General features: G+C 59.0%; 11 protein-coding genes. 9 read left to right on the top strand and 2 right to left on the bottom strand.

Features of this window, described 5'->3' with window-relative positions:
- Nucleotides 1–2 precede the first annotated feature (2 nt).
- Both FDQ92_RS02445 and FDQ92_RS02450 read left to right on the top strand, forming a co-directional pair.
- Complete coding sequence (locus FDQ92_RS02445; protein ID WP_137423122.1) at nucleotides 3–1,985, top strand: DUF6785 family protein; 1,983 nt, start codon at nucleotides 3–5, stop codon at nucleotides 1,983–1,985.
- 77 nt (nucleotides 1,986–2,062) lie between these two features.
- On the top strand, nucleotides 2,063–4,027 hold the full coding sequence (locus FDQ92_RS02450) for a peptide transporter (protein WP_137423123.1): 1,965 nt from the start codon (nucleotides 2,063–2,065) through the stop codon (nucleotides 4,025–4,027).
- 383 nt (nucleotides 4,028–4,410) lie between these two features.
- Here the strand turns inward: FDQ92_RS02450 and FDQ92_RS02455 are convergent, their stop codons facing one another.
- A complete protein-coding gene (locus FDQ92_RS02455; protein ID WP_137423124.1) occupies nucleotides 4,411–4,941 on the bottom strand; it encodes a gamma carbonic anhydrase family protein in 531 nt (176 codons plus the stop codon).
- A 1,120-nt stretch (nucleotides 4,942–6,061) separates the two neighbouring features.
- Between FDQ92_RS02455 and FDQ92_RS02460 the strand changes: the two genes are divergently transcribed.
- The 7 genes from FDQ92_RS02460 (at nucleotide 6,062) to tesB (ending at nucleotide 15,178) form a co-directional block, all read left to right on the top strand.
- The gene (locus tag FDQ92_RS02460; RefSeq protein ID WP_137423125.1) at nucleotides 6,062–7,489 is read left to right on the top strand and encodes an alginate export family protein; all 1,428 of its coding nucleotides are present in this window, start codon (nucleotides 6,062–6,064) and stop codon (nucleotides 7,487–7,489) included.
- A 66-nt stretch (nucleotides 7,490–7,555) separates the two neighbouring features.
- Nucleotides 7,556–8,485, top strand: a complete 930-nt coding sequence (gene modA / locus FDQ92_RS02465; protein ID WP_170180142.1) for a molybdate ABC transporter substrate-binding protein — start codon at nucleotides 7,556–7,558, stop codon at nucleotides 8,483–8,485.
- A complete protein-coding gene (locus FDQ92_RS02470) occupies nucleotides 8,485–10,287 on the top strand; it encodes an ABC transporter permease (protein ID WP_137423127.1) in 1,803 nt (600 codons plus the stop codon). Before modA ends, FDQ92_RS02470 begins: the two co-directional genes overlap by 1 nt.
- 20 nt (nucleotides 10,288–10,307) lie before the next feature.
- Nucleotides 10,308–11,357, top strand: a complete 1,050-nt coding sequence (locus tag FDQ92_RS02475; RefSeq protein WP_137423128.1) for an ABC transporter ATP-binding protein — start codon at nucleotides 10,308–10,310, stop codon at nucleotides 11,355–11,357.
- A 432-nt stretch (nucleotides 11,358–11,789) separates the two neighbouring features.
- Complete coding sequence (locus tag FDQ92_RS02480; protein ID WP_211341333.1) at nucleotides 11,790–12,059, top strand: thioredoxin domain-containing protein; 270 nt, start codon at nucleotides 11,790–11,792, stop codon at nucleotides 12,057–12,059.
- 56 nt (nucleotides 12,060–12,115) lie between these two features.
- Nucleotides 12,116–13,852: an aldehyde ferredoxin oxidoreductase family protein gene (locus FDQ92_RS02485; RefSeq protein WP_137423129.1), complete on the top strand. Its 1,737-nt coding sequence runs from the start codon at nucleotides 12,116–12,118 to the stop codon at nucleotides 13,850–13,852.
- A gap of 438 nt (nucleotides 13,853–14,290) precedes the next feature.
- Nucleotides 14,291–15,178 carry an acyl-CoA thioesterase II gene (gene tesB, locus FDQ92_RS02490; protein WP_137423130.1) on the top strand — a complete coding sequence of 296 codons (888 nt, stop codon included), beginning with the start codon at nucleotides 14,291–14,293 and terminating at the stop codon, nucleotides 15,176–15,178.
- A 2-nt stretch (nucleotides 15,179–15,180) separates the two neighbouring features.
- Here tesB and FDQ92_RS02495 read toward each other — a convergent pair whose 3' ends face one another.
- Entirely contained in the window at nucleotides 15,181–15,480 is a 300-nt protein-coding gene (locus tag FDQ92_RS02495) for a hypothetical protein (protein ID WP_137423131.1), read from the bottom strand.
- Nucleotides 15,481–15,570 lie beyond the last annotated feature (90 nt).

Raw genomic sequence — 15,570 nt, forward strand, 5'->3', positions numbered from 1 at the left:
TCATGCGGGACCGAAACGTGCGCGCGGTACCCCTGCTGCTGGGTCTGGCACTGGCGGCCTTATTCTGTGCGGTGACCCCTTACAACAATGTGTTTCTTCAGAACAGCCCCCTCGCCGGCGGCCATTTTCCCCTGGCCTCCTTCGGGTGCCTGCTGTTGCTGGTGATTGTGTTGAACCCGCTGCTTTCGCTGGTACGGGCGTCGTGGCGGCTTCATTCTCACGAACTGCTGCTGGTGTGGGCCATGGTCACAGTGGCTACGGGCATCGCCTTCACCGGCCTCATGCGGACGTTTATCATCAACATCACGACCCCGGCCTGGTTCACCAACACGGCCACGCCCGTCGGTCGAATTCTTGAAGCCCTGCTGCCACCGGGACTCTTTCCCACCGACCCGGAAACGATCCGCGCGCTTTACAACGGCCTGGAAGGCGGCCGGGACATGGCCTGGTGGGAAGTCCTCTATACCATTCCATGGCACCGGTGGATCGCCCCCATGGTAGGGTGGGGCGCCTTCGTCGCCCTTGTCTATACCGCACTCATGGGATTGATGGGCCTATTCACTCACCAGTGGATCGAAAATGAAAAGATGAATTTCCCCCTTCTGCGGGTTCCCATGGCGCTGAGCGACGAGTCGGAAAAGGGGACACTCCGCGCGTTCTTTTTCCACAAGTATTTCCTGGCGGGATGCAGCATTCCCTTCTTTCTTCACCTTCTGAACGGTCTTCACGCCCATTACCCCCAGGTTCCCCAGATCCCCACCCTCATCCTCATGCAGCCCTACATGCCGAAAGAAGGCCTGCTTTCCGGATTCTACAAGCTGAAGGTCTACCTCTATCCGGCCTTCATCGGGTTCGCCTTCCTCACGTCCAAGCAGGTGTCGTTCAGCCTCTGGGGGTTTTTCATGCTGGGAGGACTTCTTCCGGGACTCTTGCAGGTCATGGGATGGCGCCTGCCGTCGGCGGCGCTGGGGACGACCTTCGGGCCGGTACTCTCGGGCGTGGAAGAAATGCAGATGATCGGCGCCTTCGGGGTGTTCTTCTTCTTTATCCTGTGGCTCGGCCGGTATCACCTTAGTTACGTCGTTCGGACGCTTTTTCGAAAGGATCCCGCGCTGGACGAAGCCTACCATGGGCTCCTTTCGCCTCGCGTCTCCTTCTGGCTCTTCGCAGCCGGTTTTGCGGGAACCCTGGCGTGGTTATGCCTTTTCGGAATGCAGCTCCTGGCGGCGTTTCTTTTTCTGATCGTCTGCTTCATGCTCCAGCTGGTCACGGCCCGACTCATCTGCCAGGGCGGCCTGCCCTATTTCACCCTCACCGCCGCGCCTTCAGACGGCTTCCTGGCCTTTCTCGACACGCGCCTCATCGCCCCCGCCACCGTTTTCCTGGCTCTGGTGGTGCAAAAGGTGACCTTCGTCGACGTGCGCGAGTCCCTCATGCCTTCGCTGTTACACGCCTCCAAGGTGTCGAACGGGGCCCGACCGAAGCGGCGCTTCCTTTTCGGGGTGACCGCCTCCGTGGTGATCGGGGTGGCGGTTTCTTTCGCGGCCATGCTGATCCTGTATTACAAACACGGCATTGCGACGCTTCCCGACAGCTGGGCGGTGGAAACGGCGCGAAGGGTCCACGAAAACGTGGCTCAGCTGGTGGAATACCCGGAAGGGCCCAAGCCGTGGAGCACCTCGTTCGCGGTCATCGGAGCCGTCGTGATGACCTTTCTCGTGGTAGGCTATCAGCGGTTCATCTGGTGGCCGCTCCATCCCATCGGGTACCTCACCACCTACAGCTCGGCCATGCGGATTCTCTGGTTTTCCTTTTTTATCGGCTGGCTGGTGAACACGCTGGTTCTCCGTTACGGGGGCGTGGCCCAGTTCAAGGAAGCACGGCGCTTTTTTATCGGCATGATCGTCGGCGACATGGTGATGGCGCTCGCCTGGATGGTCGCCGGGCTCTTTTCGCCGGTGAGGTATAACGTACTGCCGCTTTGAGGATGGCTTCCGCCCGGGCATGAACGGCCGCCCGAGCCGCCGTGCCCGTCCGTGCACCGTTGACACGGGGATCTTGCATGCACGACGACAAGGAACTCAGGGAATATCGAGACCTGCTGAAGCCGCCCGAAAAATTTGAGGAAGGCTTCGGCTGGAAATCGATCATCGGAGCCGTTTTTATCGGCTTTCTCATGATGCCGGGCTCCATGTACCTGGGGCTGGTGATCGGGACAGGCATCGGCCCGGCCGCCCGCTGGGTCACCATCATTCTTTTTGCCGAAATCGCCAAGCGCGCCTACACGCGCCTTAGCCAGCAGGAAGTCTTCGTTCTCTACTACATGGCGGGCGCGGCCATGGCGTCCCCCTTTTCGGGGCTTCTCTGGAACCAGTACCTGGTCCAGTCGGAAGCGGCCATGATGCTGGGGCTCACCCAACACATCCCCGAATGGATCGCCCCGCAGCCCGGTTCGGAATCCTTCGTGGATCGGACCTTCTTCCACCGCGACTGGCTCATCCCTATCATCCTCATGATCGGTTTCGAACTGATCCAGGCGGTGGATCACTTTGGGCTCGGCTACGCCCTCTACCGGCTGACCTCCGACGTGGAAAAACTTCCCTTCCCCATGGCTCCTGTGGGTGCGTTGGGTAACATGGCACTGGCCGAATCCACGGAACGGTCGGAAACCAGCTGGAAGTGGCGGATCTTTTCCATCGGGGGTGTGCTGGGGCTTGCCTTCGGAGCGGTCTACGTGCTGGTCCCGGCGGCCTCGGGGGTGATCCTTTCGGAACCGATCCGGATCCTGCCCATTCCCTGGATCGAACTGACGCCGGCCACCGAAAACATTCTTCCGGCCGTGGCCACGGGCATCCAGCTGGACCTGGGACTCCTCTTCGTGGGCATGGTGTTGCCCTTTTGGGCGGTGATCGGCGGGGCCGCCGGCTTTCTGATCACCCTCTTCGCCAACCCCATCCTGTACGACCACGGGATCCTCCACCGCTGGCACAAGGGCATGGGCACCGTGGACACTGTTTTTGCCAACAATTTCGACTTTTACATGAGCTTCAGCATCGGGTTGGGGCTGGCCGTGGCCGTGGTGGGCATCGTCCAGGTGATCGGGAGCCTCAGAAAAAGCGACATGGGGCCGTTTCGGCAACGGCTGAAGGATCTTTTCAAGCCGCCGCCCGGGCGGGGGGACTTCAACATCTGGATCGCCATCGGTATCTACGTGGCATCGACAACCACCTACGTCGTCATTTCGTCGGCCCTGGTCCCGGGCTTTCCCTGGATTTTTCTGGTGGCCTACGGCTTCATCTACACGCCGTTCATTTCCTATGTTTCCGCCCGGCTGGAAGGGATCGCCGGCCAGTTCGTGAGCCTGCCCATGGTGAGGGAAGCCAGCTTCATCGCGGCGTCCAAGTTTTTCGGCTACCACGGGATCGGGATTTGGTATGCCCCCATCCCGTTTCACAACTACGGAAAGGCGACGGTCCGCTGGCGCGAAATCGAACTCACGGGGACCAGCTTCAGGAGCATCATCAAGGCGGAGATCCTGGTCTTCCCCATCGTGATGATCGCGAGCCTTCTTTTTTCCCAGTACATTTGGCGGCTTGCCCCCATCCCTTCCAACCAGTACCCGTATGCCCAGGAACTCTGGCACCTCCAGGCCCTCAATACTCTCCTCCTCCAGAGCGCCACCCTCGAGGGGTATTCGCCCTTTTTCGAAGCATTGAACCTGAACTACGCCGCGTGGGGGTTCGGCCTGGGGGCCGCCTGTTACTGGGTCCTGGCGGCGCTCAACCTGCCGGTGCTCCTCATCTACGGGGTCGTCCGCGGACTGGGGCAGTCCACGCCGCACAGCATCTTCCTGGAAGTGATCGGAGCGCTCCTCGGCCGGTACTATTTTGTGAAAAAATACGGGCTCGCCTGGCGCCAGTACGCACCGGTGCTCCTTGCCGGCTTTTCGTGCGGCATGGGACTCATGGGCATGCTCGCCATGGGGTTCACGCTGATCATGCGTTCCCTTGGAAGTCTCGCCTACTGAATCGAGAAAGGGTGCGGATCTTTTAGAACGACATCCAGGGTGACCCTCTGAGATAGATCCAGACGGCCTTGAAGCAGCAAGCGCATCAGCTCCGTTTGCCCTCGTTCCGAAGCGCTGGCTTGGGAACGGCCTCACCGAAGCTGGAGCTTCTGCACAGTTGTGTTCCCAAGCTGGAGCTTGGGAACAAGGTGGAAGGTACAGCTTGGGAACAAGGTCAAAAAATCCCCCTCTCCCTTGATGGGAGAGGGTTGGGGTGAGGGTGAGAAAATTAACGTATGTCAATCAGTTACATTCCCCTCCCCTTAATCCCCTCCCACAAGGGGAGGGGAAATAGAATTCCTCTTGTTCCGAAGCGCTGGCTTGGGAACGAGGGGAATGACATGTTACCTGTTGTCTATCGGCTCCATTCCAACATCCAGATACTTCTTAGCCAGATCAATATAAAGCTGTTTGGCCCAATTCCAAAATTCTTGATCTTTATCAGTTAGTTCTCGTACAATCTTGGCTGGATTTCCAGCGGCGACTACTTTCGGTGGAATTATTTGCTTAACCTTTACAATACTTCCTTCTGCTACAATCGCCGATTCTCCAATTTCAGCCAAAATACTGATTACGGCCCCCATGCCGATAACCGCTTGATCGCCAATGTGTTTCCCGTGCACCACAGCGCCGTGGCCAATAGTAACTTTTTTCCCGATTCTGTTCACATCGTTAGGTGGAGCGTGAAAGATTACTCCTTCTTCTACCGCTGTCCCATCCCCTATTTCAATTCTTCCATAATCACCTCTTAAAATGGCACCATGCCCAATATAGCAGTTGTCTCCTATGACGACATCACCGATGACACTTGCAATGTCACTGACATATGAGTTTTTTCCAACTACCGGTTGCTTTCCGTCAAATTTATAGAGCATTGCAAACTCCTTTAACCATCATTTTGCAACCTATTATAATGAGTTCTGGGTGGATGTATAACGCCGCTGCGTCTGAAGTCAAGCGTCGGACGAGCTTACTCGCCCCGACTCGACGACTTCGTGACGATTGTTCAGGGGCGCGCATAGCGCGCGCCCGCGTACAAAGACAAATTCAGCGGGAGTTCGCGGGACGCGCAGCGTCCTGCAAAAGTGTTATTCTCCCGAATCTCGGTTTGTCCGGGACGGCTCTTAGTCGATCGACGTAACTGAACGCCGCTCATATTAACCGGGTGGCGTAAGATTTTCCACCTTATTCCCAAGCTCCAGCTTGGGAACAAGGTGCAATCCCCCTCTCCCTTGATGGGAGAGGGTTGGGGTGAGGGTGAGAAAATTACCGTATGACAATCAGTTACATTTACATTCCCCTCCCCTTAATCCCCTCCCACAAGGGGAGGGGAAAAGGTGCAATCCCCCTCCCACAAGGGGAGGGGAAAAGGTGCAATCCCCCTCCCACAAGGGGAGGGAAATTAGAATTTGGCGTCAAACATTAAGTTTATTATTTTTTTTACGCTATAATTTGAATCGTTTACAGCAAGGGGAAGCTGGAGCTTCCCGGGCAGGCCGTTCCCAAGCTGGAGCTTGGGAACGAGGGGAAACCAGTCGCCATGCCGAGCATAAACAACCGCACGGATGTGCTCATTTCGGGTTGCTTTCCGGTATGTCTGTCTTGACATAATGGTAAATCACATGATACAGGGAAAACCTCAAAGGTTTGTAAGCTTTGTTGCAACCGTCTTAGGCATTGGGTGCAGATCTTTTGCTTCTTTTTCCCAAGCTCCAGCTTGGGAACACAGCTGTGCAGAAGCTCCAGCTTCGGTGAGGCCGTTCCCAAGCTGGAGCTTGGGAACGAGGGGAAACGGAGCTGATGCGCTTGCTGCTTTAAGGCCGTCTGGATCTACCTCAGAGGGTCACCCTGGATGGTCGTTCTAAAAGATCCGCACCCTTAGGCATTGTTTGCTTTGCCGGTTGCTCTCCCGAAAGGTCGGTGCCGGCGGTGGCGACAGTGATGGTGCTGTGAATTAAGCGTCCGTTCTTCGAGACTCCTGGAACTGGTTGGGAAATGAGTAAAACGCTCGCCAATTCGGTCGTAGTGCTCCTGCTGTTCTCTGCCTGGCTGCCGGTATCGTGGGCAGATCCCCGCCTCGCAGACGCCGATCCGGTGCTGACTATGGGCGCCGGGATGCGCTATCGTTATGAGTTTCAGGACGATTTCAACCAAAAGTTTTACGGCAGGAATCCGCCCGCCGGCACCACAGACGACGGTTTTCTGCTCGGCCGTTTTCGGGCCGGGATTGACTGGTATCCCGTCGCCGATATCCATGTTGCCCTCTGGGGTCAGCACGCCGTGTGCTGGGACTCGAGCATGAAAGACGAGGATTTCTACAACGCTTCTTTCCGCCGTGAAGACAACCCCAACAAGGATTACCTGGAGCTATACACCACCTACATCGAGTTCAATCATCTCTTCGCACAATCGCTTTCCCTACGGGTTGGACGGCAGCTTGTGAGCTACGGCGACTGCCGCATATTCGGTCCCGGCGAGTGGGGCAATACGGGCCGCTGGATCTGGGATGCCGCCAAGCTGTCGTGGCGATTCGACCGAGGCTTCGTCGATCTTTTCTACGGCCGTACCATGCTCCATGACGTGAATACCTTCAGTCTCAATCACCGGCACGGCTTTGAAGGCCTTGGCGGTTACGGGCACGTCGATCTGGTGCAAAGGCCTTTTCTCATCGCCTTTGAGCCGACGTTCTTCACCAAGGATGATCGGCATGACAACTATACCGGCGAGACGATGATGTATGTTGCTGATGGTGCCGGCGGTGCGACGTTCCTCCGCCGGACCGGCGATATCGATTCCTGGTATGTCGGGGGGCGGTTGTACGGTCGGGATATCCACGGCTTCGATTTCGATTTCACCTTCTTGCGTGAGGCGGGTGATTTCGCCGGTGACGATCTCGACGCCTACGGCTGGCACGCGATGGTGGGATATCACCTGCCGCTGCCGTGGAAGCCGTTTGCAACCCTGCAATACAGCTATGCCTCGGGTGATGACGATCCCGCCGACGGCGACCACGAAACCTTTTCCGGGGCCTTCGGCGCCCGCGACCGGATGTACGGCCGGATGAACCTCTTTCATTGGCGGAACCTGAAGGATTACGAGGCCGGGCTGGAGCTGAAGCCGCACAAGAAGGTGAGGATGGAGGCTGGATTTCACAAGTTTCTTCTCGCCGAGAAGGCAGACGCCTGGTATCTGAACCCGAAGGCGTACCGTGACCCCACCGGCGGCAGCGGCGACGAGGTGGGCCGTGAGCTGGATATCATCACCACCTGGGAACCGAGTCCCAACAACGTCCTGATGGCCGGCTACGGTCATTTCTGGCCGGATGAATTCGCCCGGAAGATGGCGTCCGACACCGAAGCCGATTGGGTGTTTCTCCAGTGGGAATACACCTTCGGCAAGACCTTGGTCGCCCGGGAGAACTGATGGCCGACCACAAAAATTCCTGCTGACTGGAGGCGGACAATGAAGAAAGGCTATCTGCTGTCGGCCGTGGTGCTGGTCATTTCCTGGCTCGCCGGCGGCCTGCCGGCGACGGCAGGCGAAAAGGAACTGCTGTTCCATGCCGGCGTCGGGCAACGCTCATCCCTCAACGAGATCAAAGAGATCTGGGAAAAACGGTACCCGGACCAGCGGGTCAACTTCTCCTACAAGGGTTCCGGGTATTTTATCGCCGACCTGACCCGGTCGCGGCAGGGCGACCTGTTCATGCCCGGCGAGGAGTTTTACCTGTTGCAGGCCAAGGAACGCGGTTTCGTCGATAACTACAATCCCGCAACCGACATTCCGGCCTATTTCGTCACCGTTATCATCACCCCGCGGGGCAATCCCGCCAAGATTCACAAGATCGAGGATTTCGCCCGTCCGGGGGTGCGCGTGGGGCTGGGCAACCCGCGTTCCTGCGCCATCGGCCTGTGGCATGAAAAGATCTTCAAGAAGGCCGGCATCTGGGATCAGGTCCAAAAGAACGCCACCTTAAGCGCGAAATGCATTCCCGAGCTGGGCAACGCCGCCCAGCACAAGGCCATCGATGCCACCATTGTATGGTCGACCACCGCGGTGCTCTATCTGCGGGATGTGGAGATCGTTCCCATCGAGCCGCGCTACCGGGGCATCGTCCGGCTGCCGGTGGCGACCCTGACCTGTGCGCGGTACAAAGAGGAGGCAAAACAACTCAAGGCTTTCATCCTTTCCCCTGAGGGGCGGCGGATATTCCACAAGCACGCCTACGTCATCACTCCGAACATCCCGGTGGACGCGCAGGGCTTCTGCCTTGACGATGCCACCGATGCCGATATGCGCTATCTGGTCAACGCGGCCCGGGCGGTGAAGGACGAAACCTTTCCGGTGACGCCGGAAACCGTTGGTGACCTCATCGAAGAGGTGGAACGGCAGCGCAAAACCTTGCGCTCGGGGTCGTGATGGGTGCCGGGAAATCGGCAGCGGCCGGATCCGCGCCTGTGATGCCGCCCCGCTTCCGTCCCCGCGGCGCTTTCCGCGGTCGCTGGTGGCCGGCGGTGGCCGGCGGCTGCATCCTGCTGGTCGTCGTCTTTTACCTTACCATGGTGGTCAGCAACTGGATCTATCTCGGTTGGAGTGACACGGTTTACTTCTTTTCCCAGCCGCGGATGTGGCAGCGTTTCTGGCTCACGGTCTGGACCTCGAGTGTGTCAACATCCATTTCCCTGCTTTTCGGTATCCCCGCGGGCTATGCTTTGTCGCGCTTTTCCTTTCCGTGTCGCAATCTCTTTGCCGCGGTTATCGATCTTCCCATCGTTGTCTCCCCGGCGGTGGTCGGTGCGTTCCTGTTCGGCATCACCACCCGCTTTCCCTTCGATCTTGTAAGCAGCCATTACGATATCTACATCGGTCGCAATGTCTACGGCGTCCTCCTGGTGCAGTTCACCGTTACCTGTGCCTTCTGTGCCCGGCTGATGAAAGCGACCTTCGATATGATTCCGCCGCGGTTCGAGACCGTATCGCGCTCGCTTGGGGCCTCCAACTTCCGCACCTTCTTCAAGGTGGTGCTGCCGCTGGCCAAGAACGGCATCATGGCCAGTATGTTCGTCGTTTGGGCGCGGGCCGCGGCCGAGTGGGAAGGACTCATGCTTTTCGTCGGTGCCTCGGAAGGGAAAACCGATATCATGCCGTTCGCAATCTATCTGGATTGGAACGGCGGCATGATGGGCTGGGTGGTATCCATGACCATCGTCTGTATCCTCATGGCGGTTACCGCCATGGCCGCCATGCGTCTGATCGGGGGAAAAGCCATGTCTGGTGATGTTTCGGCACCGGTAGCGACCGCATCGCGTTGTGGTGTCGGTGACCGTTTGCTCTTCAAGGCCTTCTTCGGCAGCTTCGTCGGCTTTCTCTTTTGCTTTAGCGCCTGGCTGTTTCTCAGTAACATCGATCAGTTGTTCGTTACCGAGGCGGCGCGCGAAACCCGGGAGCTGCTGGCCTGGGATGATAACCGTGAGATTATGAACCGCTTCGCCGGCGGTTTCTGGCGCGATCCCTATTTCTGGAAATCGCTCAATCTTACCCTGATGATCACCGTCATTACCACCGCCATCGCCGCCGTTCTCGGCATTCCGGCGGCCTATGCCCTCAGCCGCTACCCCATTCGAGGGAAGTGGTTTATCGAGATCCTGTTCTCTTCCGTCATCGTCATTCCCGCCTCTTCGGTGGGCCTGTGTCTGATCGTCATGTTCAACTACGGTCCGCTGTGGAAACTTCAGCAGCACCTGGGCTTTCGCTTCGCCCACAGCATCTTTCCGGGGATGATCATCGCTTCCTTCGTGCTCTCCTTTGCCCTCGGGCTGAGCGCCTGGAAGGCGACCTTCGAAAGCATCAATCCGCGTTTCGAGCATGTCGCCCGCTCCCTGGGCAGCAGCCGCTGGCGCGCCTTCCGCACCGTCACCCTGCCGCTGGCAAAGAGCGGCCTGATTGCGGGTATCATACTTGCCTGGACGCGGGCGATGGCGGAGTTCGGTGCGGTGCTCTTCTTTTGTGGTACCTTTCGTGAACTACCCCCCGAGCGCTTCAGTGCCTTCGAACAGGCGCTGCATATCGACCGGGCCGACTGGCTGTCGGTGGCTGTCTGGGCACAGATCGAGTTCGGTAATGTCGAATATGGCTTCGCCCTGGCGTACATCTTGGTGCTTATCGGCGGGGTGTCGGTCTATGTTATGCACCGCATCGGCGCCAAGGGATATGTCTGGTAGCCGGCAGGAGGACACCAGCGATGATCGAGATCCGCAATTTATTCGGTACCCTGGGTGAATTCCGTCTGGAGAATATCAATCTCACCGTGAAGGATGGCGAATATTTCGTGCTCCTTGGTCCCACCGGCGCCGGCAAGACCGTACTGATCGAATACATCGTCGGGATGTACCGCCAGGAGCGCGGCGGCATCCTGCTGGATGGCGAAGACATCACGCCGCTTTTCCCCGAGGAACGCAATATCGCTTATGTGCCGCAGGATTACGCCCTGTTTCCCAACCTGAACGTGGAGCGCAACATCGCCTACGGGCTGGAAGCGCGCCGACTGCCGGCCGCGGAGATAGCGGCAATCGTCGACCGGATTGTCGACCAGCTGCGAATCGGGGGTATTCGAAAGCGGCTCCCGCAGTTTCTCAGCGGCGGCGAGAAACAACGGGTGGCCCTGGGACGGGCGCTGGCCATCCGGCCGACGGTGGTGTTGCTAGACGAGCCGCTGTCGGCGTTGGATGAGAATCTGCGCACCAATACGGCACGCGAGTTGCGCCGCCTGCAGCGGGAAACCGGGGCGACCTTTATGCATGTATGCCACAATTTTGAAGAGGCCGCCGATGTCGCCGACCGGATTGCCATCATGGAATCCGGCCGCGTGGTGCAGACGGGTACCATCGCCGAGATCGCCGCCAACCCGCGCGATGAATTCACCGCCCGTTTCATGAAAACACGCAACCTGTATGAAGGCGTGGCCGACGGCATGCACGTTGTAGTTGGCGGGCTCAAATTGAAACTGCCCGGGCGTGGTGTGGGGCTCGGGGGAAAACTCGTGGTTGGTATCCGCCCGGAAAACGTCAAGCTGTGGCCTGCAGGTGCGTCTGCCGCCGGTGGCGGGGAGACGGAAAACTGTTATACCGGCGTCGTCCGCCAGGTCACCTGGCGGCCCCACGGCACCGAGGTGACGGTGGACATTGGAGTGCCGCTGGTCGCCTTCTGCGGCCGCGATGTGTTCTGTACCTGCGGCGATACCGTCGCCGTGTGCCTGCCTGCCGAATCTCTCATCGTGATATCCCGGGGGTGATGAAACCCCTGCTTGGCGCCGCTTCGGCCAGTGCTTTCTCCTTAAGGAACCTCAGTGCCCGGCTTTCTTTCATGATCTTGTTTTTGGACAAGCTCTAACATCCCCGCAGCCGTAAGGCGCCGATGCCTCATCCGAGAGGGCGGGCTTCAAACCCGCCCCCTCGATGGGCCATACCCTTAGGGAGGGTCCGACCGTGGGAATTCCTGTCTCCTTCAAGGTGCACGATCCAATGGGAGAACCTTCTGAGCGGGTTTCGCGAATCGGTAGGATGAGCGTCTTTCTTTTTCCGCGAGAAGGTTTTCGTTATGTCTATGCAGACACAATTTACAAACGCAGCAAAGTATGATTTTGTGGCACTCATTCCAATATCGGTTCCGTAACTGTAAGAAGTACCGGAGTACTTTCGGGTCATTCTCGGTGGCAGGCCTATCGATGGATGAACGGAACGGCAAAGAATCTTCCCGGGTTACGCTCTACGGACTGTTCGCCCATTTCCGCCGCCTGAAAGAATGGCTGGATCGGCGGGACATCCCCTACGAAAGCGTGAACGTGGACCTTCTCGTCGGCGAAGGACGCTTCAAGGTCCTAAAAAACCTTGTCGCGCCTGAACCCGGCTCAGAGCTTCCCGACGCTCGTGATGGGCGATCGCGTCATCGTGGGCTGCAAGCCGGAAGAAGCGGAAAGCACCTGGAAGGAACCTGAAGGACGAGGGCAAGGCGTTTAAACCTGTGGCGGATTTAACAAAAGGAGCGAGGAGCATGGACAAGATACTGCGAATCGACATGAGCGCGGAAGGCGGCCCCGGTATTTCGGAGCAGCCGCTGGGCGAATACGCCGGACTCGGCGGCAGAGCGCTCACTTCGGCCATTGTGTCCAAGGAAGTCCCCCCCACCTGCCATCCACTGTCGGCGCAGAACAAGCTGGTGATCGCTCCGGGGCTTCTTAGCGGGACCACGGGAGCCATGACCGGGCGGATTTCGATGGGCTGCAAGAGCCCGCTGACGGGCGGCATCAAGGAAGCCAACGCCGGGGGCCAGGCATCGCAGGTGCTGGCGCGCCTGGGCTATGCGGCCATCGTTATCGAAGGCAAGCCGCAGGGCGACGACCTGTACAAGGTTCTGATCAACAAGGACGGCGTGAAGATCGTCTCCGACAACGGGCTGAAAGGCCTTGGAAACTACAAGACCGTCGAAAAACTGCGAGAGGAGCACGGAGACAAGATCGCGGTGATTTCCATCGGGCCGGCCGGAGAGATGAAGCTTGCCGCGGCGACGGTGGCCTGCACCGACCCGGAACTCCGGCCGACACGCCATGCGGCCCGAGGCGGCGTGGGGGCCGTTATGGGGGCTAAAAGGGTCAAGGTGATCGTTTTGGACGACACGGGTCTGAAGATGCGTTCGCCCAAGGACCCTGAAGCTTACAAGGAAGCCAACAAGCGCTTCGTCGAGGGCCTTCGCAAGCACCCCGTGACCGGCGAAGGGCTGCCCGCCTACGGCACGAACGTGCTCACCAACGTGATCAACGAAGCCGGGGCCTATCCGACTTACAACTTCAAGGAAGGCCGCTTCGCCGGTGCGGCGAAGATCAGCGGCGAAACCCTGGCGGAGACGGAAAAGGCCCGGGGCGGGATTCCCACTCACGGGTGCCACCGGGGCTGCGTAATCCGCTGCTCGGGCGTCTACGTGGACAAGGACGGCCACTATCTGACCAAGCAGCCCGAATATGAAACGGTGTGGGCCCACGGCGGAAACTGCGGCATCGATGACCTGGATGCCATCGCACAGATGGACTTCCTTGATGACGACATCGGAGTCGACACCATCGAGATGGGCGCCACCATCGGGGTGGCGATGGAAGCGGGGCTGGCCAAGTTCGGCGATGCCCAAGCCGCCATCGAGCTGGTGAAGGAAGTGGGCAAAGGCACGCCGCTCGGGCGGATCCTGGGAAGCGGGGCGGCCGTGACCGGGAAGGTATTCGGGATCGAACGGGTCCCCGTGGTGAAGGGCCAGGCCATGCCGGCCTACGATCCCCGGGCCGTTAAGGGGATGGGCGTCACGTTCGCCACCAGCACCATGGGGGCGGACCACACGGCGGGCTACGCTGTGGTGACCAACATCCTCAAGATCGGCGGCGACGTAGACCCTTTGAGTCCCCAGGGGCAGGTGGAGCTTTCCCGGAACCTGCAAATCGCCACCGCAGCCATCGATTCCACGGGGATGTGCCTTTTCATCGCCTTCGCCATCCTGGACCAGCCCGACACCTTCCAGGCGCTCATCGACATGATCAACGCCTTCTACGGGCTCTCCATGACGGCCGACGACGTGACGGCCCTGGGCAAAAAGGTGTTGGAAATGGAACGGGACTTCAACCGTCGAGCGGGTTTCACGGCGCAGCAGGACCGGCTGCCGGACTTCATGAAGAAAGAACCCATCTCCCCGCACAACGTCACCTTCGACATCCCGGACGAGGAACTGGACAAGGTCTTTTCTTGGTGAGGGCCTTTCCGAGGTCGTGGCATCCCTCTGAAACCAGCTCGAGTGCTCCGCCGTGACGGGTTCACTTCTCATTGGGTGCGGATCTTTTAGAACGGCATCCAGGGTGGACCCTCTGAGGTAGATCCAGATGGCCTTGAAGCAGCAAGCGCATCAGCTCCGTTTCCCCTCGTTCCCAAGCTGGAGCTTGGGAACAAGAAGCAAAAGATCTGCACCCATGTCAGAAGGAAAGGCTACAGCGTCAAGGGACTCAAGCGTTTGTTTCCCGTGAACACAGAGATCAACCTTGCGAAAGACAAACCCAAAGGCTGTGTACAGCAAATTAGCCTAATTAGATGAGTGGTAACTGCGAAATGCAAATCTTATTAAAAAGCTTTCTTTTAGGTCTTACAGAACTAACATTATTTTTATACTATATTTGCTCGAAAGGCGATAAAAGCTATGAAGAATCATGGAGACAGAGATTTTCTTGGGGAGCTGATTCAGCTGCTCAAGCTTGAAAAAATCGAAGAGAACCTTTTTCGTGGCCAAAGTCAGGACCTGGGCTTCGCGGCCTTGTTCGGCGGCCAGGTACTCGGCCAGGCCCTGTCGGCGGCATCCCAGACCGTGCCCGACGAACGCCGAGTCCACAGCCTGCATGCCTATTTCATGCTGCCCGGTGATGCCCGCCTTCCCATCGTGTACCAGGTGGACCGCATCCGTGACGGCACCAGCTTCACCACCCGCCACGTGGTGGCGATCCAGAAGGGCCGGGCGCTGTTTTCCATGTCGGCCTCCTTCCAGGTGGCCGAACCGGGATACGATCACCAGGATCGCATGCCGCCGGACCTGCCGCCACCAGAGGGGCTGGAGTCGGATCTGGAGATGGCGCGGCAGGTCTCCGAACGGATTCCGCCCCACATTCGCGACCGGATCCTTTGCCCCCGGCCCATCGAGATCCGCCAGGTGAATCCGAACAATCCCTTTGCACCGGAGCGCCGGGAGCCGCGTCGCTTCGCCTGGTTTCGCGCCAAGGGAAGCGTGCCGGACGACCCGGCCCTCCATCGCTATCTGCTGGCCTATGCTTCGGACTTCGGCCTGGTCGCCACCAGCCTCTACCCCCACGGCCGCAGCTACTGGCAACCCACGATGCAGGTGGCCAGCCTGGACCATGCCATGTGGTTCCACCGTGATTTTCGCATCAATGATTGGCTCCTCTACGCCATGGAAAGTCCTACGGCGGCCGGAGCCAGGGGCCTGAGCTTCGGGCGCATTTTCACTCGCGACGGCTCCTTGGTGGCGGTGGTCGCTCAGGAAGGGTTGATCCGGGATCGGGCGGGACTGGGATAATCTTAAAGCTCGGTTCTACCGGGGATTTCGCATCGGCTACGGCCGATCCTCCTGCCAGGAGGCCGGCAGCAGGCGCAGGGCGTGGGTTCGGGCATCCCGGCGTGCAGGGTCTTGTCCGCCGCGGTGTCGTAAGGGTAGGGAAAGCCGCGACAGACGAAGCGGTCGCGCTCAAGTTCCCAGAATACGTATTTGGCTTCCGGCGTGCCCCATCCTTGAGCCCGAGGCTGGAGCAGACCATCCTCGTGGAATCCTACGTCGACATGCTCGGCGGTGGCGGTGATATCCGGGCCGATCGGCTGCATCCTGAATGGCTCAGGAATTTTGGAAAGGAAGAAGGGAAAGAAGGGCTCAAGGGAAGCTGACGGCCCGGGAAGATCCGGTGAACGGCCGGT

The organism is Desulfoglaeba alkanexedens ALDC, from assembly GCF_005377625.1.
Lineage (GTDB): Bacteria > Desulfobacterota > Syntrophobacteria > Syntrophobacterales > DSM-9756 > Desulfoglaeba > Desulfoglaeba alkanexedens.

Excerpts from the sequence above, each read along its gene's own strand:
- FDQ92_RS02445 (WP_137423122.1), top strand. The coding sequence starts at position 3 with ATGCGGGACCGAAACGTGCGCGCGGTACCCCTGCTGCTGGGTCTGGCA.
- FDQ92_RS02450 (WP_137423123.1), top strand. The coding sequence starts at position 2,063 with ATGCACGACGACAAGGAACTCAGGGAATATCGAGACCTGCTGAAGCCG.
- FDQ92_RS02455 (WP_137423124.1), bottom strand. The coding sequence starts at position 4,941 with ATGCTCTATAAATTTGACGGAAAGCAACCGGTAGTTGGAAAAAACTCA.
- FDQ92_RS02460 (WP_137423125.1), top strand. The coding sequence starts at position 6,062 with ATGAGTAAAACGCTCGCCAATTCGGTCGTAGTGCTCCTGCTGTTCTCT.
- FDQ92_RS02470 (WP_137423127.1), top strand. The coding sequence starts at position 8,485 with ATGGGTGCCGGGAAATCGGCAGCGGCCGGATCCGCGCCTGTGATGCCG.
- FDQ92_RS02475 (WP_137423128.1), top strand. The coding sequence starts at position 10,308 with ATGATCGAGATCCGCAATTTATTCGGTACCCTGGGTGAATTCCGTCTG.
- FDQ92_RS02480 (WP_211341333.1), top strand. The coding sequence starts at position 11,790 with ATGGATGAACGGAACGGCAAAGAATCTTCCCGGGTTACGCTCTACGGA.
- FDQ92_RS02485 (WP_137423129.1), top strand. The coding sequence starts at position 12,116 with ATGGACAAGATACTGCGAATCGACATGAGCGCGGAAGGCGGCCCCGGT.
- tesB (WP_137423130.1), top strand. The coding sequence starts at position 14,291 with ATGAAGAATCATGGAGACAGAGATTTTCTTGGGGAGCTGATTCAGCTG.
- FDQ92_RS02495 (WP_137423131.1), bottom strand. The coding sequence starts at position 15,480 with ATGCAGCCGATCGGCCCGGATATCACCGCCACCGCCGAGCATGTCGAC.